This is a genomic window from Pantoea sp. Lu_F5_004 (assembly GCF_051136245.1).
GTDB classification, from domain to species: Bacteria; Pseudomonadota; Gammaproteobacteria; order Enterobacterales; family Enterobacteriaceae; genus Pantoea; species Pantoea agglomerans.
This window is the reverse complement of sequence record NZ_CP194946.1, coordinates 528,152-551,375: the sequence shown is the minus strand read 5'-3', so window position 1 is coordinate 551,375 and position 23,224 is coordinate 528,152. Positions and strand designations below refer to the sequence as shown.

The 23,224-nt window shown below is 55.7% G+C and carries 18 protein-coding genes; 6 read left to right on the top strand and 12 right to left on the bottom strand.

What is annotated here, in order from left to right:
* The first annotated feature begins 12 nt into the window (after nt 1–12).
* A complete protein-coding gene (mscM, locus tag ACR8BN_RS02655) occupies nt 13–3,342 on the top strand; it encodes a miniconductance mechanosensitive channel MscM (protein WP_434747301.1) in 3,330 nt (1,109 codons plus the stop codon).
* Between the two features lie 941 nt (nt 3,343–4,283).
* Here mscM and mdh read toward each other — a convergent pair.
* Entirely contained in the window at nt 4,284–5,222 is a 939-nt protein-coding gene (gene mdh, locus ACR8BN_RS02650) for a malate dehydrogenase (protein ID WP_159227026.1), read from the bottom strand.
* A gap of 428 nt (nt 5,223–5,650) precedes the next feature.
* Between mdh and argR the strand changes: the two genes are divergently transcribed.
* The 4 genes from argR to yhcN (ACR8BN_RS02630) all read left to right on the top strand — a co-directional run bounded on the left by argR (nt 5,651) and on the right by yhcN (ACR8BN_RS02630) (nt 7,570).
* Nucleotides 5,651–6,121: a transcriptional regulator ArgR gene (gene argR / locus ACR8BN_RS02645; protein WP_010256080.1), complete on the top strand. Its 471-nt coding sequence runs from the start codon at nt 5,651–5,653 to the stop codon at nt 6,119–6,121.
* A gap of 473 nt (nt 6,122–6,594) precedes the next feature.
* Nucleotides 6,595–6,858: a peroxide/acid stress response protein YhcN gene (gene yhcN, locus ACR8BN_RS02640; protein ID WP_022623941.1), complete on the top strand. Its 264-nt coding sequence runs from the start codon at nt 6,595–6,597 to the stop codon at nt 6,856–6,858.
* 88 nt (nt 6,859–6,946) lie between these two features.
* Nucleotides 6,947–7,213, top strand: a complete 267-nt coding sequence (locus ACR8BN_RS02635; RefSeq protein WP_031592724.1) for a YdgH/BhsA/McbA-like domain containing protein — start codon at nt 6,947–6,949, stop codon at nt 7,211–7,213.
* Nucleotides 7,214–7,306: 93 nt separating this feature from the next.
* On the top strand, nt 7,307–7,570 hold the full coding sequence (gene yhcN / locus ACR8BN_RS02630; RefSeq protein ID WP_010256072.1) for a peroxide/acid stress response protein YhcN: 264 nt from the start codon (nt 7,307–7,309) through the stop codon (nt 7,568–7,570).
* Nucleotides 7,571–7,635: 65 nt separating this feature from the next.
* On the opposite strand, the gene ACR8BN_RS02625 is transcribed toward yhcN (ACR8BN_RS02630), so the two are convergent.
* The 5 genes from ACR8BN_RS02625 to aaeX form a co-directional block, all read right to left on the bottom strand.
* Nucleotides 7,636–7,905 (bottom strand): barstar family protein, encoded by a 270-nt coding sequence (locus ACR8BN_RS02625; RefSeq protein ID WP_010256069.1) that lies wholly within the window; start codon nt 7,903–7,905, stop codon nt 7,636–7,638.
* 56 nt (nt 7,906–7,961) lie between these two features.
* Nucleotides 7,962–9,413: an NAD-dependent succinate-semialdehyde dehydrogenase gene (locus ACR8BN_RS02620; RefSeq protein ID WP_064704065.1), complete on the bottom strand. Its 1,452-nt coding sequence runs from the start codon at nt 9,411–9,413 to the stop codon at nt 7,962–7,964.
* Nucleotides 9,414–9,526: 113 nt separating this feature from the next.
* Nucleotides 9,527–11,479 (bottom strand): p-hydroxybenzoic acid efflux pump subunit AaeB, encoded by a 1,953-nt coding sequence (aaeB, locus tag ACR8BN_RS02615; protein ID WP_434747300.1) that lies wholly within the window; start codon nt 11,477–11,479, stop codon nt 9,527–9,529.
* Between the two features lie 9 nt (nt 11,480–11,488).
* Complete coding sequence (gene aaeA / locus ACR8BN_RS02610) at nt 11,489–12,421, bottom strand: p-hydroxybenzoic acid efflux pump subunit AaeA (RefSeq protein WP_031592721.1); 933 nt, start codon at nt 12,419–12,421, stop codon at nt 11,489–11,491.
* A gap of 7 nt (nt 12,422–12,428) precedes the next feature.
* Nucleotides 12,429–12,632, bottom strand: a complete 204-nt coding sequence (gene aaeX / locus ACR8BN_RS02605) for a p-hydroxybenzoic acid efflux pump operon protein AaeX (RefSeq protein WP_010256058.1) — start codon at nt 12,630–12,632, stop codon at nt 12,429–12,431.
* 230 nt (nt 12,633–12,862) lie between these two features.
* Here aaeX and aaeR point away from each other — a divergent pair, with 230 nt between their 5' ends.
* Nucleotides 12,863–13,780, top strand: a complete 918-nt coding sequence (gene aaeR / locus ACR8BN_RS02600) for an HTH-type transcriptional activator AaeR (protein WP_031592720.1) — start codon at nt 12,863–12,865, stop codon at nt 13,778–13,780.
* A gap of 252 nt (nt 13,781–14,032) precedes the next feature.
* Here the strand turns inward: aaeR and tldD are convergent, their stop codons facing one another.
* From tldD to mreC, 6 genes are all read right to left on the bottom strand, one after another.
* Nucleotides 14,033–15,478, bottom strand: coding sequence for a metalloprotease TldD (gene tldD, locus ACR8BN_RS02595; protein WP_039390546.1), 1,446 nt, complete (start codon nt 15,476–15,478; stop codon nt 14,033–14,035).
* Nucleotides 15,479–15,542: 64 nt separating this feature from the next.
* The gene (gene yhdP / locus ACR8BN_RS02590; protein ID WP_434747299.1) at nt 15,543–19,373 is read right to left on the bottom strand and encodes an AsmA2 domain-containing protein YhdP; all 3,831 of its coding nucleotides are present in this window, start codon (nt 19,371–19,373) and stop codon (nt 15,543–15,545) included.
* A 148-nt stretch (nt 19,374–19,521) separates the two neighbouring features.
* Complete coding sequence (rng, locus tag ACR8BN_RS02585) at nt 19,522–20,991, bottom strand: ribonuclease G (RefSeq protein ID WP_003855268.1); 1,470 nt, start codon at nt 20,989–20,991, stop codon at nt 19,522–19,524.
* Nucleotides 20,981–21,574, bottom strand: coding sequence for a Maf family protein (locus tag ACR8BN_RS02580; protein WP_425036422.1), 594 nt, complete (start codon nt 21,572–21,574; stop codon nt 20,981–20,983). The genes rng and ACR8BN_RS02580 overlap by 11 nt, the downstream gene beginning before the upstream one ends.
* Before the next feature lie 8 nt (nt 21,575–21,582).
* Nucleotides 21,583–22,071 carry a rod shape-determining protein MreD gene (mreD, locus tag ACR8BN_RS02575; protein ID WP_010256045.1) on the bottom strand — a complete coding sequence of 163 codons (489 nt, stop codon included), beginning with the start codon at nt 22,069–22,071 and terminating at the stop codon, nt 21,583–21,585.
* Nucleotides 22,068–23,090 carry a rod shape-determining protein MreC gene (mreC, locus tag ACR8BN_RS02570; RefSeq protein WP_031592717.1) on the bottom strand — a complete coding sequence of 341 codons (1,023 nt, stop codon included), beginning with the start codon at nt 23,088–23,090 and terminating at the stop codon, nt 22,068–22,070. The genes mreD and mreC overlap by 4 nt, the downstream gene beginning before the upstream one ends.
* Nucleotides 23,091–23,224: the final 134 nt, after the last annotated feature.

Below are 23,224 nucleotides of genomic sequence, written 5' to 3'. Positions count from 1 at the left end.
TGAGTGTCCTCTGTGCGTTCGATTCTCCTCCTGCTGCTGAGCCTGTGGCTCAGCAGCCCGGCCTTCGCGGCCAGCCTTCCTGACGCCAGCCAGCTCAAACAGCAGCTGGAAGAGATAAAATCGGCCAAAAGTTCACCCTCGCAGGCTGAACAGATCCAGACGATTGAAGCTGCCTTAAACTTTCTCTCTGAACGTGATGAATCGCTGGAGCGCGCGGCGCAATATCAGCAGGTTATTGATGATTTTCCGCGTCTGGCGCGCGAACTGCGTCAGCAGATCGCCGCGCTGAGTGACAGCGGGAAAACCGTGCGCAATAACATGAGCAGCGCCGAGCTGGATCAGGAGATCCTGCAGGTCAGCAGCCAGCTGCTGGAAGAGGGGCGTCAGGCACGGCAGGAGCAGGATCGGGCGCGGGAAATCAGTGATTCGCTGTCGCAACTGCCGCAGCAGCAGACTGAAGCACGCCGGGCGATGACGGAGAGTGAACGCCGTTTGCAGAGCGTCAGCAGCAGTTCGCCACAGGGGCAACTGCAACTGGCGGCTCGCCAGGCGGAAAGCGCCGCCAATAAAGCGCTGGTCGATGAACTTGAGCTGGCACAGCTCTCTGCCAACAACCGTCAGGAACTGGCGCGGATGCGGGCTGAAGCCCACCAGCGTAAAGCGACTCAGCTGGATAACTATCTTCAGGCGCTGCGCAACCAGCTCAACGATCAGCGGCAACGTGAAGCCGAAGTCGCGCTGGCCCGCACCGAGCAACTGGCGGAAAACAGTGGCGATCTTCCGCCAGAGATCAGCGATCAGTTTCGGGTTAACCGTGAACTCTCGGTTGCCCTGAATCAGCAGGCGCAGCGCATGGATCTGGTGGCGTCGCAGCAGCGACTGGCCACCAACCAGATTATTCAGGTCCGCCAGGCGCTCTCTACCCTGCGTGAACAGTCGCAGTGGCTGGGTGCCTCTAATCTGCTGGGCGAAGCGCTACGGGCGCAGGTCGCGCGTCTGCCGGAGATGCCCAAGTCGCAGCAGATTGATAATGAGATGGCACAGCTTCGCGTGCAGCGTCTCAATTATGAAGATCTGCTGGAGCGCCAGGAGGCGCTGCGCAAGGGACGGCAGGCCGATGGTCAGCCCTTCACCGCAGATCAGAAGCGTATTCTTGATGCGCAGCTACGCACTCAGAGAGAACTGCTCAATTCGCTGATCTCCGGCTGTGACACGCTGATTCTGGAGATTACCAAGCTCAAGGTTGGCAACACGCAGTTGCAGGATGCGCTGACGGAAGTCAAAGAGGCGACGCACCGCTATCTCTTCTGGACCGCCGACGTTAACCCGATTGGTTTGAGTTATCCGCTGGATCTGGCCAAAGATCTTTCCCGTCTGCTGTCGCTGGATACGCTGGGTCAGCTCGGCAAAGCGATGGCGATGATGTTTACCAGCCGTAACTCGGTGCTGCCGATTATCGGGGCATTGCTGCTGGTCGGCTTCAGCATCAGTTCGCGCCGCCACTTCAATGCTTTCCTTGACCGTTCCGCCAGCAAAGTCGGCAAGGTCACTCAGGATCGTTTCCGCCTGACTATCCGTACCCTGTTCTGGTCGATCCTGGTGGCGTTGCCGCTACCGGTGTTATGGGGTGCGCTGGGTTATGGCCTGCAGAACGCCTGGCCCTACCCTATCGCCGTAGCGATTGGTGATGGCATTACCGCCACGCTGCCACTGCTGTGGGCGTTTATGATCAGCGCTGCCTTTGCCCGTCCTAACGGCCTGTTCATTGTGCATTTCCGCTGGCCGCAAAACCGGGTGGCGCGCGCCATGCGCTACTACTCGCTGAGCATCGGATTGATTGTGCCGCTGATTATGTTGCTGATCGCCTTTGGTAATCTGGAAGATCGGCAGTTCTCCTCCTCGCTGGGCCGTCTCTGTTTCATCCTGATCTGCGGGGCAATCAGCATTGTCACCGTCAGCCTGAAGCGTTCCGGGATTCCGCTCTATCTCGATAAAGAGGGAAATGGCGAGAACATGGTGAACCGGATGCTGTGGAACCTGATGATCGCTATGCCGCTGATGGCGGCTCTCGCCTCCGCTGTGGGTTATCTGGCTACCGCGCAGGCGCTGCTGGCGCGACTGGAGACCTCTGTCGCCATCTGGTTCCTGCTGCTGGTTATCTATCACATTATCCGGCGCTGGATGCTGATTCAGCGTCGCCGTCTTGGCTTTGATCGCGCCCGCCAGCGCCGTGCCGATATGCTGGCTAACCGTGCGCGCAGTGAAGAAGAGAAGGAGCAAGGCTCTCTGAACACTGATGCGATTGAAATTGAAGAGCCGGTAATTGATCTGGATGCGATCAGTGCGCAGTCGCTGCGGCTGGTACGCTCTATCCTGATGCTTATCGCACTGGTCTCCGTGATTGTGCTGTGGTCAGAAATCCATTCGGCCTTTGGCTTCCTGGAGAATATTCCGCTGTGGGACGTGAGTACCTCAGTACAGGGCGTAGAGTCGATTCAGCCCATCAGTCTGGGGTCGGTGCTGATTGCCATTCTGGTGTTTATTATCACCACTCAGCTGGTGCGCAATATGCCCGCGCTGCTTGAGCTGGCGCTGTTGCAGCATCTTAATCTGACGCCAGGTACGGGTTACGCCATCACCACACTGACCAAATATCTGCTGCTGTTGATTGGCGGGCTGATTGGTTTCTCAATGATTGGTATTGAGTGGTCTAAGCTGCAGTGGCTGGTTGCCGCGCTGGGTGTGGGACTGGGGTTTGGTTTGCAGGAGATTTTTGCCAACTTTATCTCAGGTCTGATAATCCTGTTCGAAAAGCCGATTCGTATTGGCGATACCGTGACGATCCGCGACCTGACCGGCAGTATCACGCGGATTAATACCCGCGCGACCACCATTACCGACTGGGACCGCAAAGAGATCATCGTGCCGAACAAGGCCTTTATCACCGAGCAGTTTATTAACTGGTCGCTGTCCGATTCCGTGACGCGCGTGGTGCTCACCATTCCGGCTCCGGCGAAAGTCAGCAGTGAGCAGGTGACCACCATTCTGATCCAGGCGGCTGAACGCTGCAGCTATGTCCTGGACACGCCGCAACCGGAAGCCTTCCTGGTCGATCTGCAGCAGGGAATTCAGTTATTTGAACTTCGTGTGCATGCCGCTGAGATGGGACACCGTATGCCGCTGCGTCACGAGTTGCACCAGTTGATTCTGAGCGGATTTGATCAGCACGGTATTGAGATGCCGTTCCCGCCGTTCCAGATGCGTATGGAAACCCTGGGCAAGAAGCTGCCTGCCAGCAACGGCACACCCGCTGCCCGCGCCTACAAATCTGGCGGCCTGTAATGCAAAACGCCCGGCTAAGCCGGTAATGCTGGGCAGTTAAGATTAGATTTGTAAAGGCTGTCACGCTCAAACGTGGCAGCTTTTTTTCCGGGCGTGCGAGCCGCAGTGCGGGCCAGCGCACCTCTGCTGCTGCCGGGCCGTCCTCGCGCCGCTCAGGCGGTACCTTCGGCTTTGACGTCGTGCCGGCGAACCGTTCGGGGATCGGCCCTCCCTGGCCGGCCCCGACCTGTCCACGCTTCCCGGCGTGGACTTCTGGCCCACCGTCACGCCTCAGCGCTGCGGATAGCCCTTTCAGCAGCAGAGGCGCTCAGGCCTCCACTCTCGTGCCCTTTTTAACAATACACACTGAAGTTTCAGAGCAGGCCGGTGCCGGGCAGGGGCAGGCAATCCGCAGCGCTGAACAGAATGAGTCTGCCAGGAGAGCCCGCAGGACGCGGGCGAAAGGCGGGGCGGCACAGGATGTGCCATCCCCGGCGGTCCGTCAGGCAGAGGAATGACGTGAAGGAACCGCGCAGCGGCGCGAGGACCGCCAGCCCCTGCCCGGCACCAGACTGCGTTATCACCTGTCGCTTAACTGACTGGCATTACGGCTAAGCCGGGCATTTTCATTCTGCTGACACACTCTGATCAGTTTTAATCTTACAGCGGTGCATAAACCTGAAGCGCAGGGACACGGTCAGAGGAGGAAGCGTCCCGTGCCACGGACAAAAACGCCGGGAGCGTTTTTGAACAGCGCAAAGCGTTGGCCCGGCAACGGGCGCACCTCAGGGATGAGGTGCGTAATCGCGCGGGCCGAGCACGTCATGGATAACAGCTTTTGCGTCTTTCCGATCTGACCGTGTTCCCTTCGCGGGCTCAATCTTAAAGCAAGACGGGCCTGGATTTGCCAACAAGTAAAACGCCCGGCAAAGCCGGGCGTTATTGCAAGTCTGAACCGTCAGTTACTGCTTAACGAACTCTTCGCCCTGGGCGATATCTTTCTTCAGCGTATCCAGCATGCCTGACAGCGCCTGTTGTTCGTAAGTGCTGAGGGTACCAATCGGTCTGCGTTCAGCCACACCGTTTTTACCCAGCAGCAGCGGCTGCGAGAAGAAGCGCGCATGTTCACCCTCGCCTTCTACGTAAGCACACTCCACCACATTAGCTTCACCCTTCAGCGCGCGTACCAGTGACAAACCGAAACGTGCGGCTGCCTGGCCCATCGACAGCGTGGCCGAGCCGCCACCCGCTTTGGCTTCCACCACTTCGGTGCCAGCATTCTGGATGCGTTTGGTCAGATCGGCCACTTCCTGATCGCTGAAGCTGACGCCTTTAACCTGCGACAGCAGCGGCAGAATGGTTACGCCGGAGTGGCCACCAATGACCGGGACTTCCACCTGGTCAGGCTGCTTGCCTTTCAATGCAGCCACAAAAGTATTGGCGCGAATGATATCCAGCGTGGTCACGCCGAACAGCCGATTTTTGTCGTAAACACCGTGCTTTTTCAGCACTTCTGCCGCAATGGCCACGGTGGTATTGACCGGATTGGTGATGACACCAATCAACGCTTTAGGTGCCGTTGTGGCAACCTGTTCGATCAGGTTACGGACGATACCTGCGTTAACGTTAAACAGGTCGGCGCGATCCATACCGGGCTTACGTGCGACACCAGCGGAAATCAGTACCACATCGGCACCCTGTAAAGCAGGCGTGGCGTCTTCTCCACTGAATCCCTGAATAGCCACTGCGGTAGGAATATGGCTGAGATCAACGGCAACACCCGGCGTAACCGGCGCGATGTCATACAGTGAGAGTTCTGAACCTGCGGGAAGCTGGGTTTTGAGCAGAAGTGCGAGCGCCTGGCCTATGCCGCCAGCGGCACCGAGAACGGCAACTTTCATTCTTAACTCCTTATTAAGGTGGGGCAGAGATGGGCCGAAATTCTATCTGTGTCAGACCTTAATCAACTGCTCAGGCGATGATAAATATCCGTTGTTAATTCTACGTGTTTTCACACTTAATCTCCGGATTCAAAAGTTACTTATCATTGCACCTGAATGACCGACAACTTTGCCGTCGTCAGACAGAGAACGGCTACGTGCGTTTTCTGTTACTACACCACCAATAATATAACAACTTTGCAACCTTCGCCTTCCGGGGCTGTGACGCGTGTTTTGGTCTGAGCGGATTTATTTGCTATTATCGCCGCCCGCTAGCCGCCCGGACGCTGCTCATCAATCGAACGATTGCATAAAAATGCATATAAATGCATAATCACCACTCTGCCGCGGGCGGATGCGCGGTTATTTTCTCTATTTATTGGTAACCTATGCGAAACCCATCGAAACAAGACGATCTGGTTAAGGCTTTCAAAGCCTTATTAAAAGAAGAAAAATTCAGTTCCCAGGGCGAAATTGTTCAGGCGCTTCAGGATGAGGGCTTTGAAAATATCAATCAGTCCAAAGTCTCGCGGATGCTGACCAAGTTTGGCGCAGTGCGCACCCGGAATGCCAGGATGGAGATGGTCTATTGCCTGCCCGCTGAGTTGGGTGTACCGACCACCACCAGCCCGTTAAAAAACCTGGTACTGGATATCGACTACAACGATGCCCTGGTGGTGATTCATACCAGTCCCGGCGCAGCACAGCTGATTGCACGTATGCTGGATTCACTGGGTAAGTCGCACGGGATTCTGGGTACCATCGCGGGTGATGACACAATCTTTATCACCCGCGCGCGCGACTTCACCGTTAAGCAGCTGCACGGTGCCATCCTCACCCTGTTTGAACAGGAACTCTGATCGCGGACTGACGACCGGCCATCATGCGCCAGATCGTCAGTTCGTTCTCTCTGCTCACCCCTTTTCACAACAATTACCCGCTCTGGATAAGTAATAAGCCTGCTTTAACACGTCCGGCTGTTGGTCAGATCGATAACTCTGCTTCACTTTCTGCGCTATTTTACACTGCTTTACATCACTGAACCGGCACCATTGCCCGGATCCAGATCAAACTCCAGCCCGATACACCTCCACTTTCGCACTAAAAGTTAAAGTGATCTATCTCACTGTTTTTGCAATTAAAAGTGGCTTAAAGGTTACTTTTTATCCTTTTTTTATAACGTTAAGTTATTAAAAGTAGCCATAAGGATAAAGAATCACAAAAAAACATTATTAGCGGGGTATTAATTTCTTCCGTTATTAATTCTATACTTCTTTTCGTGATGCAAATCACACTAAATAAAAAGATAAAAATAGACGACGAGGAAAAATCTATGAACGTAAAAACTACTATTGCTACCCTGAGTATTCTCTCAGCCCTATCATTTGGTGCTGTGGCAGCAGAATCTATTGATGCGTCACAGGCACAGAATCTGCAGGCTGTCGGCACCATCAGTGTCAGCGGCGTGGCGGGTTCACCGATGGATATCAAACAGAAACTCAGCGACAAAGCCGATCAGCAGGGCGCAAAAGCCTATCGCGTGATTGAGGCATACAACAACGGCAACTATCACGCTACCGCCGCACTGTATAACTAAGGCGTAACCGATAATTCCATCTGCTCTCTGTCTGACGCGCCCTTTTGCGCTCCGGAGAGCTGAAGCATAAATTTCAGGAGAGTTGACCATGAAAATGAAATTAGCTATCGCTGCACTGAGTCTGGCATCCCTGTTCTCAGTGGGTGCTAACGCCGCCAGCCTGGTGTCCAGCGAACAGGCACAGGGTCTGCAGCCAATGAATCAGACCATCAGCATTGGTGGACGAAATGGCGACCAGACGCATATCCGTCAGGTGCTGTCAGAGAAAGCGGATGCCCAGGGCGCGAGCCACTATCGCATCATCGAAAACAACCAGGATAACACCTGGCACGTTACCGCTGAGCTTTATAAATAATTAACCGTGATGACGCCTGAAGGGCGTCAGAAGATATCGACGACCCGCCTTTACGAGTAACCGCAGGTTGTTGAATGTATTGAGGAGATAATCATGAATATTAAAACAACCATCGCTACAGTCAGTCTGCTTTCCGTTATGGCGTTCGGTGCATCAGCCGCACAGCTGGTCACCGGCGATCAGACGCAGAACCTGCAGCCTGCGGGCACCGTGACCATCAGTGGAACCGCGGGATCGCCAATGGATTACCGCGCTGAGCTTTCTCAGAAAGCGGATGAACAGGGTGCCAGTGCCTATAAAGTTATTGAGGCGCGCACCGGCGATAACTATCACATCACCGCACAGCTTTATAAGTAATTCCTCGTCAGATGTATGACGAACCCTTTGGCCCCGCTCGCCGGGGCCTTTTTTCATCTGACGTTTTATCTGACGTTAAAATGAAGCTGACCTTCCAGCTCCTCTTCCGCTTCATCAAATAACAGAATCAGCGCGCCATAACGACGTCGCTGTCCCCTGCCCAGATTAACAAACTCAATCTCCAGCGGCAGCGGTAACAGATCGCCCGTCACCACATCCCATAATCCATCCAGATCGCAGATGCGGCGCTCCTCCAGCGCAAATCGCTCGCTGAACTGGCGGAAGAAATGGGCCTGATCGACAATTTCATTAAAATCAAAACGCTCGATTTTCATGCTGACGGCTCCCATGCTCCGTCTGCGGGCGACCCTTCGCCGCCCGTTACTGTCCGCTAGCTCAAACCGCCCAGGTGCAGCGCTTTGACCTCCAGATACTCTTCCATGCCAAGAACCGAACCTTCGCGGCCCAGCCCCGACTCTTTTACACCACCAAACGGCGCCAGCTCGGTTGATACGGCACATTCATTAATGCCAATCATGCCGCTTTCCAGCGCGGCTGAAACACGGAACACCCGCTGCAGATTCTGGGTGTAAAAGTATGCGGCAAGGCCGAACGGCGTATCGTTAGCGCGGCGGATGACGTCATCTTCATCATCAAAGCGGAAGCAGGCAGCCACCGGACCAAAGGTCTCCTCCTGCGCGAGCTGCATCCCTTCGTGCGCCTCAGTAATCACAGTGGGCTGCCAGAAGTTGCCGCCCAGCGCATGTCGCTCGCCACCCGCCAGTAATTTACCACCTTTTGCTACCGCATCATTGACGTGCTGCTCAACCTTTTCCACCGCCGATGCCTCAATCAATGGCCCGACAATCACGCCCTCTTCCATGCCGTTGCCCACCTTCAGCTTGTTCACTTCGGCAGCCAGCTGCTGAGTAAAACGATCATAGATAGCATTGTGAATGTAGAAGCGGTTTACGCTGACGCACACCTGACCCGCATTACGGAATTTGTTGGCAATAGCGCCCTGCACGGCGGCATCAATGTCGGCATCGTCAAACACGATATAAGGGGCATTCCCCCCCAGCTCCATCGATACTTTTTTCATGGTTTCGGCAGCATTGCGCATCAGCAGCTTGCCCACCTGGGTGGAGCCGGTGAACGAGATTTTACGCACCGCTTTGCTGGCCATGATGGCATCGCTGATGGCATGGGTATCACCGGCTACCGCATTCAGTACACCATCAGGCACGCCTGCCTCCTTCGCCAGCGCCAGCAGGGCAAAGGCGGAGAGTGGTGTGTTATTGGCGGGTTTAATAATGCCGGTGCAGCCGGCAGCCAGAGCTGGCCCCAGTTTGCGGGTCAGCATCGCCATCGGGAAATTCCACGGCGTAATGGCAGCCACAACGCCAATCGGTTCGCGGGTTGCCAGAATACGGGAGCCGGGTTTAGCTGGCGGGATGATCTCACCATTGGTCCGCTTCGCCTGCTCTGCGAACCACTGAATAAAACTGGCGGCGTATTCAACTTCCCCTTCCGCCTCTTTCAGGGGCTTGCCCTGTTCGGTCGTCATCAGCTGTCCCAGCCAGCGTTTGTTCTCAATGATAAGCTGGTACCAGCGAGTGAGAATTTCAGCGCGCGCTTTTGCAGTCTGCGCCCGCCAGGCGGGAAATGCGCGCTCCGCTGCGGCGATAGCCTGTTCCGTTTCAGCTTTACCTGCTTTTGCCACCTGTGCAATCACCTCACCGGTCGCCGGATTGGTCACGTCAAAGGTAGAGGTAGCCTGATGCCACTGACCGTCCGCTAAATAGCCGGTCCGGAACAGTTCGCTCTCTTGCAGTGATTTCATTGATTCGCTCCTGTCAGTTTTGCTCTTCCGTCTGGAGAGTATAGTTGGCAAAAGCGACAGATTTTGTGATGGGTGGGGATTGCGCAGGCCGCTGCAGGTCACAGCGGCCAGATTCAGATTTGGATGAGCGTGTTCTGGTACTTATCCAGCATCATAGCCAGTCGTTTTACCGGTTCCGTTACGCTGGCGGGTGCCTCGTAGTGGGCCAGTTTTTCCTGATAGACATCCAGCTCTTTCAGCAGACGTTCAAAATAGTAACGCCGCTTGTCATCGCTGCTGGCGGAGATCACCCGATCAGCGGTGTAACGCAACTGCCGGTGATAAGCAGAGAGATCGGCATTCACCGGCACTTCTGCGTCGCGTAACCGCTGATGACCGATGATCAGCGTCAGGGCGATGCGATATTTGTTGATATCGCCCGGAAACAGGTTGAGCAGCAGAAACAGTTGCTGATAGAGCGCTGGCAGATGGTTTTCACGCCGGCGCGCCTGATTGGTCGTCATGGCAGAGACAGCCGCATACATAAAGCGGTTCAGTAGTTTGCGGCCGGTGCGCGCTTTTGATTTATCACGAATCAGCAGGATCACCATCATCGCCACGAAGCAGCCGATGACCTGGCCCAGAACGTTATCGAGAAAGACGTTAATGTGGAATTCCATCGGATTATCCAGCACCAGAACGTTAAGGGTGCCAATCAAGGCCCCCAGCGTGCCGAGCTGACGCCGCTGAATGAAGATACCACCGATAAAACCGAGCAGGCCGATGGCGATGCAGAGCAGCAGCGCACTCTGCTGCGTCGCCGGAAGAACATACATAAAGTAGAGCGCCCCCAGCGGAACCGCAACCGTCATGCCGTAGAGAAAGTCCTTTGCCATCATCAGCGGGTTGGGCATACGCATCGCCAGTGCGGTGATGACAGCCAGCATGACCATGCAGCCACTGCCAGAGGTCCAGCCGGTATAGAGCCAGAACAGCGAACCCAGTGCGGTCGCCACAAAGGTACGGATACCGTTGATCATCGCATGATGCGTTTCAGCGGAACGCGCCTGGATCACCACCTCGCGCTGCAGAATCTCCTCTTCCAGCGAGGTGATCCGGCTATTACTTTTGATCCCTTTCAGCAGCAGCAGATATTCGGTAGCAGTGCCTACCCAACTGGCCAGCGTGACCGGCGTTGATTTGCCGCTGGCACCAATCACCCGCCGCATTACTTTCATCCGCTTATGCACCTCTTCAACGGTCGAGGCTGGTTTTTCGACCATCAGGCGATACTGGGGCGGGATGTAATCAGGACGGGAATTCTGGATCAGAAAGGTTTCGGCTGCCTGTGTAATCAGCGTCAGTGACAGCGTATTGAGCATCTGCAAACGGCGATTGCTGTTCTTCCAGCGTGAGGACTCCATCATCAGCTGGCTGCGCATGCTGTTCAGCGCCGTGGTGCGCCTTACCAGCGCGCTCCAGGCTTTATCGACCTCTTCTTTATCACCGTGTGCGATGCAGAGTTGCAGCAGGTTATAGTGTGCCACCAGCAGCGAATCGACCTCAGCGTCGATCACTTTTTTAATCGAACGGGGTGAGAAAATCATGTCGGCCAGAATGGCACACAGAATGCCGAGTACGATTTCACTGCAGCGCTCTACCGCATATTGTGGCACCAGCGTCAGACCGCCGCTGGCGTTAGCCGTCACCACAATAATCAGCGCGGTGTAGCCCGCCAGTCCGAGCGCGTAAGAGTTTTCTACCTTGATCAGCGAAGAGAGCCAGACGCAGAGTCCCGCCCAGATGCAGCACAGCAGCAGCATCACGACCGGCGCACGCACAGTGGCGATCATGATGGTCAGCGCGGCGATACAGCCAATAAATGTCCCGATAATACGCAAAACGCCGCGATAGCGTAGCGCCCCTGAATAGGGATCACCCCCGGCCGCAAACGCGGTACCGCCAGCCACGATACCGGCGGTCATCACCGCCCAGCGCGGCGTTTCGAGGTTAAAGTGAAAACCCACCATCAGCGCTAATACCAGCGCAAAGGTGAGCTTTACCGGGAACCGCAGGAACTCGATCATATCGCCCTCTTAACCAAACTCACGCAGGCGATTAAACAGTCGGACCATCGGTGAAACCTGTTCAGGCTGACGATCGGCCTGGCCGGTGATCACCACTGTCGCTGTCGTGCCCGCCGGGAAGCGATTGCCGGGCTGCTGATCAAGCCGGATGCGCACCGGCACACGCTGCGCCAGACGGACCCACTCCAGATTGGAATCTACCGTGGCCATGCCTTTGCTGTCGACCGAGCTGCTGCTGTTGGTAACGCCAGCCGCCACACTGTCTACGGTGCCGCGCAACACGATGTTGCTGCCAAGTGGGGTCACTTCCGCGCGGAAGCCCTTCTCCACGCCGTGCAGTTTGGTCTCTTCCAGGTAAGCCAGCACATAGAAGGAGTGCTCCTGAACCAGCGCTACTGCAACCGAACCACGGGTAATAAACTCACCCTGGTAGACATTCAGGTTGGTGACCCAGCCATCGGATGGCGCTTTCACAGTGGTGCGCTCAAGGTCGATCTTCGCCAGATCGCGTGTCGCCACCGATTTCGCCAGCTGATGTTCGCTGGTTTGCAAATCGTTATTGGATTGTTCGATAGCCTCGCGCGACATGGCGGAGGTACCCAGCTGGTTACGGCGCCCGGCTTCGCGACGTTTCTCACTGACCAGCGCCTGGTAATATTCAACATCCGCCTGCGCCTGATCGAGCGCTTTTTGATAGCGCGGCCGGTCAACCACAAACAGCGTATCGCCCTTCTTCACCAGCTGGTTGTCGTGTACCGGAACCTCGGTAATCAGGCCAGTGACGTCAGGGGAGATCGCCACCACGTCAGCGGCGAAACGCGCATCACGGGTCCAGGGCGATTCGGTATAGAAGACCCAGGCACGGAAAATAATGACCACTGCGATAATGACCAGCAGGATAGTAATCGCGTAGCGCGCGATTTTTCTTATGAGTGCTTTCACTTAAACCTCAGACTAATAAACGGGAGACAAGGTAAAACACACAGCAGTAAAGCGCTGTATTAAAAAGTGCCGGATGCCAGACAAGATCGTAGATACCGCTCGGCGTAAGCACGCGTTTCACTAACCAGAACAGCATCAGTGAAATAATAAGTTCGATGAAAATGGGCGGAAAAGAGAGCCCAAACATGACAAATACCGGAAGCACACTCATCACAAATCCTTAGTTCGACCTTGCCGGGATACTCATGCCTCTTCCGATGTCGCGGGAAAACCCTCTGCAAGCGTTATCCGAACCGCAGCTGGCTTAATAATAGCGTATCATCGAAGGGTATCAGGCAATGAAGAATCACCGGGAAATACCCCGGCGCGCTTATAATAACGCGCCTGACTATAAGTTTTCTACAGAATGTGATCTAAATCACTTTTAAGCCAGAGTAAATAATGGAACGACTGAAAGGCATGTCTGTCTTCGCCAGAGTGGTTGAACTGGGTTCGTTTACCGCTGCGGCGCGTCAGCTTCATCTGAGCGTCTCATCAATCAGCCAGATCGTCGCGAAACTGGAAGATGCATTGCAGGTTAAACTGCTGAATCGCAGTACCCGCAGTATCGGCCTGACCGAAGCGGGCAAAATCTATTATCAGGGCTGCCGCCGTATGCTGGCCGAAGCAACGCAGGTGCATGAGCAGCTTTACGCTTTTAACAATACGCCCATTGGCGTACTGCGAATTGGCAGCTCCTCTACCATGGCGCAGAACGTGTTAGCCGGCATGACCAGCGATATGCTGCGGGAATATCCGGGGCTGAGTGTGAATCTGGTCACCGGCGTTCCGGCCCCGGACCTGATCGCGGATGGCCTGGATCTGGTGATTCGGGTGGGAGCGTTAAAAGATTCCAGCTTGTTTTCGCGTCGCCTGGGTGCGATGCCGATGGTGGTGTGCGCCGCAAAAAGCTATCTGGCGCAGCATGGTACGCCGGAGAAGCCGGGTGATATCGATAATTTTTCCTGGCTGGAATATAGCGTACGGCCCGACAACAATTTCGAACTGATTGCGCCGGAAGGATTAGTGACACGCCTGGCTCCGCAGGGACGTTTTGTGACCAATGATTCCCTGACGCTGATTCGCTGGCTGAAGTCGGGCAATGGGATCGCCTATGTGCCGATGATGTGGGTGATTGATGAGATCACCGCAGGCGAGATCGATATTCTGTTTCCGCAGTATCAGTCCGATCCGCGCCCGGTCTACGCGCTCTATACCGAGAAGGATAAGTTACCGCTTAAGGTGCAGGTCTGTATCGATTATCTGACCGGCTATTTTGAACAGGTGGCTGAGCAGTATCAGCAGCACCGTAAAAGCTAACAATAGATTGTTGACAACATCTGTCCCGACCAGCTGTAAGACCCAGCCAGCGAAGGGAACACGGTCAGATCGGAAAGACGCAAAATCCGTCATCCCTGACACGCTCGGCCCGCGCCATCCGTGGCGCGGGACGCTTTCCTCCTCTGCCCGTGTTCCCTGCGCTTTCAGCTATTGCATTGCTGCCAGGTTCATCCGGCTATGGATTTGTCAGCATTCTGACAACCCGCCAGGCGGCGGGTTGTTGGGGTCACATCAGGCGGTGCCGCCGATGGTCAGTTTATCCAGCTTCAGGGTCGGCTGACCGACACCGACCGGCAGGCTCTGCCCCTCTTTACCACAGACGCCGACGCCTTTATCCAGCGCCAGGTCATTACCCACCATCGAGATCTGCTGCATCGCTTCAATGCCGGAACCAATCAGCGTTGCGCCTTTAACCGGTTTGGTGATTTTGCCGTTCTCAATCAGATAAGCCTCTGAGGTTGAGAAGACAAATTTGCCAGAGGTGATATCCACCTGACCGCCACCAAAGTTCGGCGCATAGAGGCCATACTCAACGCTTTCAATAATATCCTGCGGCGATGACTTGCCAGCCAGCATATAGGTGTTGGTCATGCGCGGCATCGGCAGATGCGCGTAGGATTCACGACGTCCGTTACCGGTAGGGCTAACCCCCATCAGTCGTGCATTCAGCTTGTCCTGCATGTAGCCTTTAAGCACACCATTCTCAATCAGCATGTTGTACTGACCGGGCACACCCTCATCATCTACCGCCAGTGAACCGCGCAGCCCTTCAAGGGTGCCGTCATCTACCACGGTACAGAGGTCAGACGCAACCTGCTGACCAATTTTACCGCTGAACACCGAGGTGCCACGGCGATTGAAGTCGCCTTCCAGACCGTGACCGACCGCTTCATGCAGCAGCACGCCCGGCCAGCCCGCACCCAGCACCACCGGCAACGCACCAGCAGGTGCGGCCACGGCGGAGAGGTTCACCAGCGCCATACGCACCGCTTCACGCGCCCAGGCGTCAGCGCGGACTTCGCCATCTTCATCCGCCAGGAAAAACGCATAACCGGTGCGCGCACCGCCGCCGCTTGCGCCGCGCTCACGTTTGCCCTGATCTTCCACCTGTACGCTGATAGAGAGGCGAACCAGCGGACGGACATCTGCCGCCAGCGTGCCGTCAGTCGCGGCTACCAATACCTGCTCATAAACGCCGGTCAGGCTGGCATTGACTTCCTGCACGCGCGGATCAGCAGCACGAGCCACTTTATCAACGCGATGCAGCAGGGCAATTTTATCTTCACGCGTCAGGCTGCTCAGCGGATCGATCGACGAATAGAGCGAACGGTTCATCACGGCAGAAAGCGTGTGCGCCTTGCCATTTCCCTGTTCGCGTACGATGCTGCGTGCGGCTTCAGAGGAGAGACGCAGTGCATTCAGCGTGATCTGGTCGGCATAGGCGAAGCCGGTTTTCTCCCCGCTGACCGCACGCACGCCCACACCCTGATCGATATGGTAGGAGCCATCTTTAATGATTTTGTCTTCCAGCACCCAGGATTCGTGAAAACTGGACTGAAAATAGAGATCGGCATAATCCAGACGACGTTCTGAAAGCTGCCCTAACAGGGAAAATAGGTCCTGCTGATTAATGCCGTTAGCAGTCAGTAACTGCTCACTTACCAGGTTCAGAGTCATCGTTTCTCACTCATTATGTGCTCAGATAATCATAGCCTGCGGTAATTCCGGTACGGCGTCAAATTCACTTGTTGTCAGTTTCACGCGGTTTACGCAGCACTTCATTGATTTCCGGTTTATCCAGCGGGCCACTGATGTGATAACGCAGCAGCGATATCCTGTTCCACAACGGCGCCAGAACTTTACTGGCGGCAAACACCGCCGCGCCAATTACCGGATTGATGGCAAAAGCTGTCGCCACACCAACCGAGGCGGATATTTCCGGCGCAACCACCGCTTCCATATCGATCTGACGCTTCACCAGGTCGAGATTACCCTGCATCGCGATGTCCGCTTCCAGACCATCCACCAGCAGATTATCGGTGCGCATCATGCCGTTTTCGATCCAGGCCGTGCCGTTAATCGAGTCGAAATAGAAAGAATTGGTGAAGGTGTCGCTAAAGTCGAAGCGCAGCTTGCGCAGTAGCGCATCAAAGCTCACCAGCCGCAGGATTTTTCCGGCGGCACCGGTATTCACATCGGCGATCTGGCCTTTGCCAAAGTGGGTCTTCAGGGTACCGCTCAGCGTCTCTGCCGAGGGCTGCCAGGGAGCAGAGCGCCAGTGCAGGTCATACGCAATATCAAATGGCGCATCGCGCAGCGGCGTGTTGACGCCAAACCAGTTGGTCGCGTTATTAATATTCGGGCCTTTCAGCGAGCCCTTCAGCGAAGTGCGCTGGTCGTCCGGGCGGTTAACCCATTCCCCGTTGATTTTCAGCTGTGAACTGCCAGTATCCACTTTTCCGTTAGTAAGCGCTAACGTATCTCCGCGGGGTTGCAGCATCGCGGAGACCTGACCATATTTCTGACCCAGTACCCAGCACTCTTTACAGCGCAACTGTAAAGCGGGCCACTGGCTGAAATTAATGGTCGTGGCTTTTTGAGGTGGCGCTTTGCCGCCTTTGCCTTCACCGTTATCCCACTGCGGGTTGTAGTAAAGGTAATCCAGGTTCACCTGCCACGGTGCTTTCGGTGCCATTGCCAGCGCACCACGCAGCTCTTTAGCCCTGACGCCGACCTGGCCCTTTCCGCCTGCACTCTGAGCCAGTGTCGCTTCAACCTCATGCCATTGCTGCCCGGCCAGGGTGACCGCCGGGCTGCGAAGCGTGATATTGCCGGGCAGCGTGACGCCACCCGTTTTGAGGCCGCTGCCGCCGCCTGACTCGCTGCCCGCGGATGCTCCCCCTGCGGCCATCATCGCCACCCAGGCCTCGCCATCCAGCGCAGGCAGGTTCAGCACCATGCCGGGATGATCGGGCAGAGCAGGTGTTTTCTGCGCATCATTCAGCCAGATGCCACGATCGACGCGCAGCGTCGGCTCCAGCAACCAGCGGCTGTTAAAGCGATGGTTTGCATCAACGCTGCCACTGAGATCGAAATGGTGCAGGTCGCCACTGGCCTTGATTGCAACAGGCATCGCCTCACCAGCTTTTTTATCGAGCGGTGCAGGTAAGTGACTACTTACTTCTTTTGCATTACCGTTCAGCGTTACGTCATAACGCGCGCCGCCATGATGGGGCAGCGTAATATTGACGTCGCCCTGCCACGGCAGATTTCCGCCCAACTGCTTGCTGACGGCTGCAGGAAGCTGGCTGATTTTAGCAGGCTGCCAGTCGCCCTGAAGTTTGACGTTCACGCCAAAATCGTCCGGATTCTCTTTGGTGCTGAAACGCACGCCCATCGGCTGACCAAACCAGTTCGCACGCAGATCCTCACTGGCCAGATTTCCATTGTCGTAACGGAAGCGCCCTGAGAGATTGTTAATGGTGGTTTTTAACGGTTTGATAAACAGCGAATTATTGTTCAGGTCCACATTGCCACGGGCGTGAACCTGCTCACCATCCAGCGGGATATCCAGATTCAGGTGGCCGCCGACGCGGCCTTTGATTTCCAACTGCTCCAGCGCGGCACCCAGTGAAGGTTTCAGCGGAGTCTGCCCGAAATAGTCCGCGATCTGCTGGCCTTCACCACTGATATCACCCTCAATGATCAGTTTTTCTTTCAGGTAGTCGGGGATCACCGCAGTGACGTTGTGCGCGTCCACCTCGCCCAGTTTCGCCACTGGCGCTTTCATCCAGAGACCGTCATTCAGGAAGTTAAGGTCGATATCGAGATTGCTCAACGCTGGCCATTTGGGCTGAAACGCATAGGTTGCCTGGCGAAGCGGCACCCAGACCTGGAACATGCCATCATTATGCTTGAACGGGAACAGCGCCGGATTACCGGCAAACAGCAGTGTGGCGTTGTCCACCTTGCCACCCTTCACTGCCCCACTCAGATAGTGCGTCAGGCTGTTACCCAACAGCGGCACCGGGAAGTAGCGCCAGGCATCGCCCGCATCGGTAAGCCGGATACCGGCCAGAATATCCAGACGAGGCTCACCGCCGCTATTCTGCTGGTAGCTGAAGTCGCCGCGCGCCCAGAGCGAGCGAGCTTCCAGGTCAAGATTTTCGCCCGCCAGCGTGAGGCCATGATCATCATTCAGCCAGCGCAGTGCACCGGTCACCCGCTTAATCTCTAACGGAGCCTGGAACATGTCGCCATAGGGAACGATCGCCGCCCCCATATCCACACTGACCTGACCATTGCTCAGGCTGCCGCGCGCTTCCCCGCTTAAATGGCTGATGCCCGGCAACAGTTTCCAGTGCTGCCAGCTGAAATCACGCCACTTCACCTGTACGCGGGTTTTTTCAGGCTGCTGTAACGGAATATCCAGCGCCAGGCCATCGATGGTGCCCTGTGGCTGCAGCGTCTGCCAGTTTTCAAACAGCGCCGGAGAGAGCGGCGCAAACAGCGGAACGATCGGCGCAATATGACTCAGCACCAGCTGTGTGGCGCGAACGCGCACTTCCGGCTGACCATCCGGTCCCAGCATCTGCTTATCTTCAGGGCGCCATAACAGAGAGAAGTGGCCAGCGGGCCAGGCGTGGCCGTCGGTGCTGAGCCGGGTTTGTGGCACATTGACCACCCAGCCATTCTGGAAACGTGACAGATGCGCGGTCAGCCCATCGACTTCAATGCGGTGTCGTCCGGTCTCGCCCTGCCAGCTGGCTCCGCCCTTGCGCAGCAGCAGATCGCCGGCGTAGATGTCGCCATCGCGCAGGTTAACCCAGGCCGCCAGGCTAAATCGGGCGCTATCCAGCCGGGTATTGTCGCGCACCCAACGGCCCAGCCACGGGCGCATATCGACGTCGTCGGCCTGCATCCAGATACGGCCATCATTGAGTAAACCGTTGCTGTCGTTAAGATCAAGCCGCACCTGGACCACGCCGTGCTGGCCGGTGAAGCTCGACAGACTGACTTCGCCTTCGGCCCGGTGGCGGTTATCTTCATTGACCCAGGTGAGGCGCGGGATCGCCAGCTCAGCATGCTGACCGGAAGGGGTGCGGAAACGGATGGTGCTGTCACGCAGATCAAAGTGGTCAAACTGACGCAGGAAGAGTTCGTTAATCTGCGCCGGACGGAAGCTGTTTTTCTCTTTGTCGTTGTCGAGTAAAGGACGATTAGTATCGAGGTGCAACTGCCAGAAGGTCAGATCGCGAAACTGCCACCGCCAGTGCAGCAGGGACTGCCAGACGTCGAGAGCCAGATTGATACGTTTGATAGTGAGTTTGCCGTTCTCATGCAGATCGACGCTAAGATCGCGAATCTGCAGGGTTGGGCCAAAATTCTCCCATTTACCCTGTAACTGGCTGGCGTTGACCGGCACGCCGCTGCTGTCGGAGATGTATTGCAGAAGGTTGCTGCGATAGCTGTCGAGATGCGGCATCACCAGACGCAATCCGCTGACCAGCAGCGCGACAATCACGATGATTGCCGCGACCAGCAGTAACAAAATCCTCGGCAACTGCCTCACTCACGCCTCTCCTTGTATTCCGTAAACGACGGATAGTTGGTTCTCATACCCGACCGTCTCCCGATAAAAGCGTTAAAACGCGCATTTTATCTCAAACAAGGGCGATTTTTCAGCCCGATATCCGAAGAAACCGGTGAGCGGGCTGGCGTTACATCATCACCACGTCGAACTGCTCCTGAGTGTAGAGCGCTTCGACATGAACTTTAACCTGTTTGCCGACAAAGATTTCGACTTCAGCCAGTGCATGAGACTCGTCAGTTTTTAACGCCTCACCCACCGTCGGTGAAACATAGACCAGAAAGCGGTCAGAATCATAAGCGTGATGAACCCGGACAATCTCACGCATGATTTCATAGCAGACCGTTTCAACGGTTTTCAGCGTGCCGCGCCCTTTGCAGACCGGGCAGTCCTGGCACAAAACGTGCTCAATGCTTTCGCGGGTACGCTTACGCGTCATCTCCACCAGACCCAGCGCCGAGAAACCATTAATACCGGTTTTAACCCGATCTTTGCTGAGCGCGCTTTCCAGCGAATGCAGTACCCGGCGGCGATGGTCTTCGTTGCTCATATCGATGAAGTCGATAATGATGATGCCACCAAGATTACGCAGTCGCAGCTGGCGCGCGATCGCCTGAGTGGCTTCAACATTGGTATTAAAGATCGTCTCATCAAGGTTACGATGGCCGACAAACGCACCGGTGTTGATATCGATGGTGGTCATCGCTTCGGTCTGATCGATGATCAGATATCCGCCTGACTTTAGTTCAACTTTTCGATCCAGCGAGCGCTGAATCTCATTTTCGACGTCAAACAGGTCGAAAATAGGCTGTTTACCGTTGTAGAGCTCCAGCTTACCGGCCATTTCCGGGATATATTCACCGGTAAATTCCACCAGCATATCGCACGTCAGGCGGGAGTCGACCCGGATGCGATCCAGCGCTGCGCCCGCAAAATCACGCAGAATACGCTGGGCCAGAGCCAGCTCACCGTAGAGCAGGCAGCGGGTCTGATTGCGCTTTTTACGCTCGCTGACTTTGGTCCAGAGTCGTTTGAGAAAAGCTGCGTCCTGCGCCAGCTCCTCTTCCCCGATGCCTTCTGCGGCGGTACGGATAATAAAGCCGCCCAGATCGTCGCAGTAGTCAGCCACGACCGCTTTAAGCCGATCGCGCTCTTTCTCGCTCTCAATACGCTGAGAGACACCCACATGCGATGCGCCTGGCATAAAGACCAGGTAACGCGAAGGCAGAGTGATGTCAGTGGTCAGCCGGGCACCTTTGGTGCCAAGCGGGTCTTTGACGACCTGAACCACCAGATCCTGCCCCTGCCGCACCAGCTCGGCGATATCCCGCACGATAAAGTTTTTCTTTTCGTCGCCCGCCACACATTCAGTATGCGGCATGATATCTGAGGCATGCAGAAAGGCCGCTTTCTCCAGACCGATATCAACAAAGGCGGCCTGCATGCCGGGCAGAACACGGCTTACACGGCCTTTATAAATATTGCCAACGATGCCGCGCCGCGCCTCACGCTCAATGTGAATTTCCTGCAGTATGCCGCCGTCGATATAGGCAACACGTGTTTCAGAAGGCGTGACGTTTACCAGTAATTCAGCCGTCATGTTGACCCCTTACGGCACGCAGTGACTCGAAATGGCTGATCAACTCCCCTGTCTCAACCAAGGGTAATCCGACCACTGCATGGTAGCTTCCATTAATTTTGCGGACAAAGTTTCCTCCCCTGCCCTGGATACCGTATGCACCCGCTTTATCCATTGGCTCGCCGGTCGCGATATAGTCGTCGATGTCGGTTGCGGTTAAGGTGCGGAATGTCACATCAGTGGTTACGACGCAATCCAGCGCCTGCTGGCTGTCGGCCAGTGCTACCGCCGTCATCACCTGATGCGTATGACCAGAGAGTTTGCACAGCATCGCGCGGGCATCGGCGGCATCACGCGGCTTTTCCAGCACTTCGCCATTCAGCACCACAATCGTATCCGCGCCCAGCACCGGCAGATCCTGCGCGGCCAGTTTGACACCCGCCTGCGCTTTATCATTGGCCAGACGGCGGACATAGATCGCCGCCGCTTCGTTCGGCTGACGCTGCTCTTCAACGTCAGTCACGATGCGCTCGAATGTCAGACCAAGTTGAGTTAACAGCTCACGACGACGCGGTGAACCGGAAGCAAGATAGAGGGTTACCATAAATTTCCTTATTGAACAGCGAACTGACGACGAATTTTTCTCATTAATAAGAATAGCCAGGGCCAGAGAATACCGTCGACGACACTGCTCCAGAAAATTTCAGGTCGGAATGAAACGTTGATTACCAGGAATTCAGCCCAGAAGACAATCACATCCATCGCCAGCGACAGCACCATAACCATTAACGCTTGCTGCCACAACGCTAAGTTGCGGAATAACTGGAACTTAAAGGCAATCAGGTAGGCGATGATACTGAGCGCCAGCGCACGCACGCCGAGTGTGGAACCCGCAATCAGATCCATGATGGCACCCAGCACAAATCCGCTGCCGACATTGACCCGATGCGGCAGTGCGAGCACCCAATAGATTAGGATCAACAGCAGCCATGAGGGCCGGAACATATAAATTTCATCCGGCCAGGGCATGATCTGCAGGACAAGCGCAACCAGGAAGGAGAGCCAGATGACCCAACGTCCCTGGCTGCGATATCGACTCAAGGCTGCCCCCCGCGTGAACGCGAGGAGTTGCTTTGTCCACTGCTGCTGGTGGCTGACGGTGCAGGCGGTCCCATCTGTACGGCAGGCGCAGGCGGGCCCATTTCTCCCGCAGGCGGTAAGACCTGCGGCATCATCTGCATCAGACGCTCGTTCGCAACGCGATGAACTTCATCCTGCGGCAACGGCATATCACCATTGCGATCGGCACCCCACAGCAGCAGCAGGTAACGCAGACGCTGCAGACCCGCGGTCGGATGCGCCTGAATCACCGTATAGGCGCGTTGGGTATCCACTTTTACCGAGGAAACCACACCCACCGGATAGCCTTCAGGGAATCGGCCACCGATACCTGAAGTCACCAGTACATCGCCGACCCGAATGTCCGTATTACCTGGCAGATGCTCAAGCTGGAGATCTTCAGTACAGCCGTTACCTGCGGCAATGACACGAATGTCATTACGCAGCACCTGAATCGGCAGGGCATGTGACGCATCACAGATCAGCAGAACACGGCTGGTGAGTTGTCCGACAGCGATGACCTGACCGACCACCCCTTTATCACTGATGACCGGCTGGCCTTCATAGACGCCGTTAACGCTGCCTTTGTCGATTACCACCTGGTCGGTGTAAGGATCGGTGCCGGTGGAGATGACCTGTGTCACCATCTTTTGCTCATCCTGACGCAGCGGTGAACCCAGCAGTTCACGCAGGCGTGCGTTTTCCTGCTTATATTGCCCCAGCATTAGCAGGTTACTGTTTTTCAGGAAGAGCTCACGACGTAACGCTTTGTTTTCCTGCTCCAGCAGCTGACGCGACGCCAGCGACTCTGACACGCCATCCAGCAGCTGACGTGGCCCATTGGCCAGGAAGTAAAACGGACTGACCGACGTATCCAGATAGTTGCGTATTTGGGTGAAAGAACCCACACGGCTGTCGGCAATGATAATGGCAATCGCCACGATAACCGCCAGGAATAGACGCAACTGCAGGGAAGGTCCCCTGCTAAAAATCGGCTTCATATAATCTGCGTGATCCTCGACAACAGGAGAGGAAGCAACGGCATAACACCGTGCTTCCCTGGGCTGAACGCACTGCACCGGCAAAGATTGCGCCGGTTCACATGCCACTCCCTCGCATGATCATTGCGTTCTCA

Coding starts and splice junctions, on each gene's coding strand:
- aaeR (WP_031592720.1), top strand. CDS start 12,863: ATGGAACGACTGAAAGGCATGTCTGTCTTCGCCAGAGTGGTTGAACTG.
- yhcN (WP_022623941.1), top strand. CDS start 6,595: ATGAACGTAAAAACTACTATTGCTACCCTGAGTATTCTCTCAGCCCTA.
- aaeB (WP_434747300.1), bottom strand. CDS start 11,479: ATGATCGAGTTCCTGCGGTTCCCGGTAAAGCTCACCTTTGCGCTGGTA.
- aaeX (WP_010256058.1), bottom strand. CDS start 12,632: ATGAGTGTGCTTCCGGTATTTGTCATGTTTGGGCTCTCTTTTCCGCCC.
- mreC (WP_031592717.1), bottom strand. CDS start 23,090: ATGAAGCCGATTTTTAGCAGGGGACCTTCCCTGCAGTTGCGTCTATTC.
- ACR8BN_RS02625 (WP_010256069.1), bottom strand. CDS start 7,905: ATGAAAATCGAGCGTTTTGATTTTAATGAAATTGTCGATCAGGCCCAT.
- argR (WP_010256080.1), top strand. CDS start 5,651: ATGCGAAACCCATCGAAACAAGACGATCTGGTTAAGGCTTTCAAAGCC.
- ACR8BN_RS02580 (WP_425036422.1), bottom strand. CDS start 21,574: ATGGTAACCCTCTATCTTGCTTCCGGTTCACCGCGTCGTCGTGAGCTG.
- tldD (WP_039390546.1), bottom strand. CDS start 15,478: ATGACTCTGAACCTGGTAAGTGAGCAGTTACTGACTGCTAACGGCATT.
- yhcN (WP_010256072.1), top strand. CDS start 7,307: ATGAATATTAAAACAACCATCGCTACAGTCAGTCTGCTTTCCGTTATG.
- rng (WP_003855268.1), bottom strand. CDS start 20,991: ATGACGGCTGAATTACTGGTAAACGTCACGCCTTCTGAAACACGTGTT.
- ACR8BN_RS02635 (WP_031592724.1), top strand. CDS start 6,947: ATGAAAATGAAATTAGCTATCGCTGCACTGAGTCTGGCATCCCTGTTC.
- mdh (WP_159227026.1), bottom strand. CDS start 5,222: ATGAAAGTTGCCGTTCTCGGTGCCGCTGGCGGCATAGGCCAGGCGCTC.
- ACR8BN_RS02620 (WP_064704065.1), bottom strand. CDS start 9,413: ATGAAATCACTGCAAGAGAGCGAACTGTTCCGGACCGGCTATTTAGCG.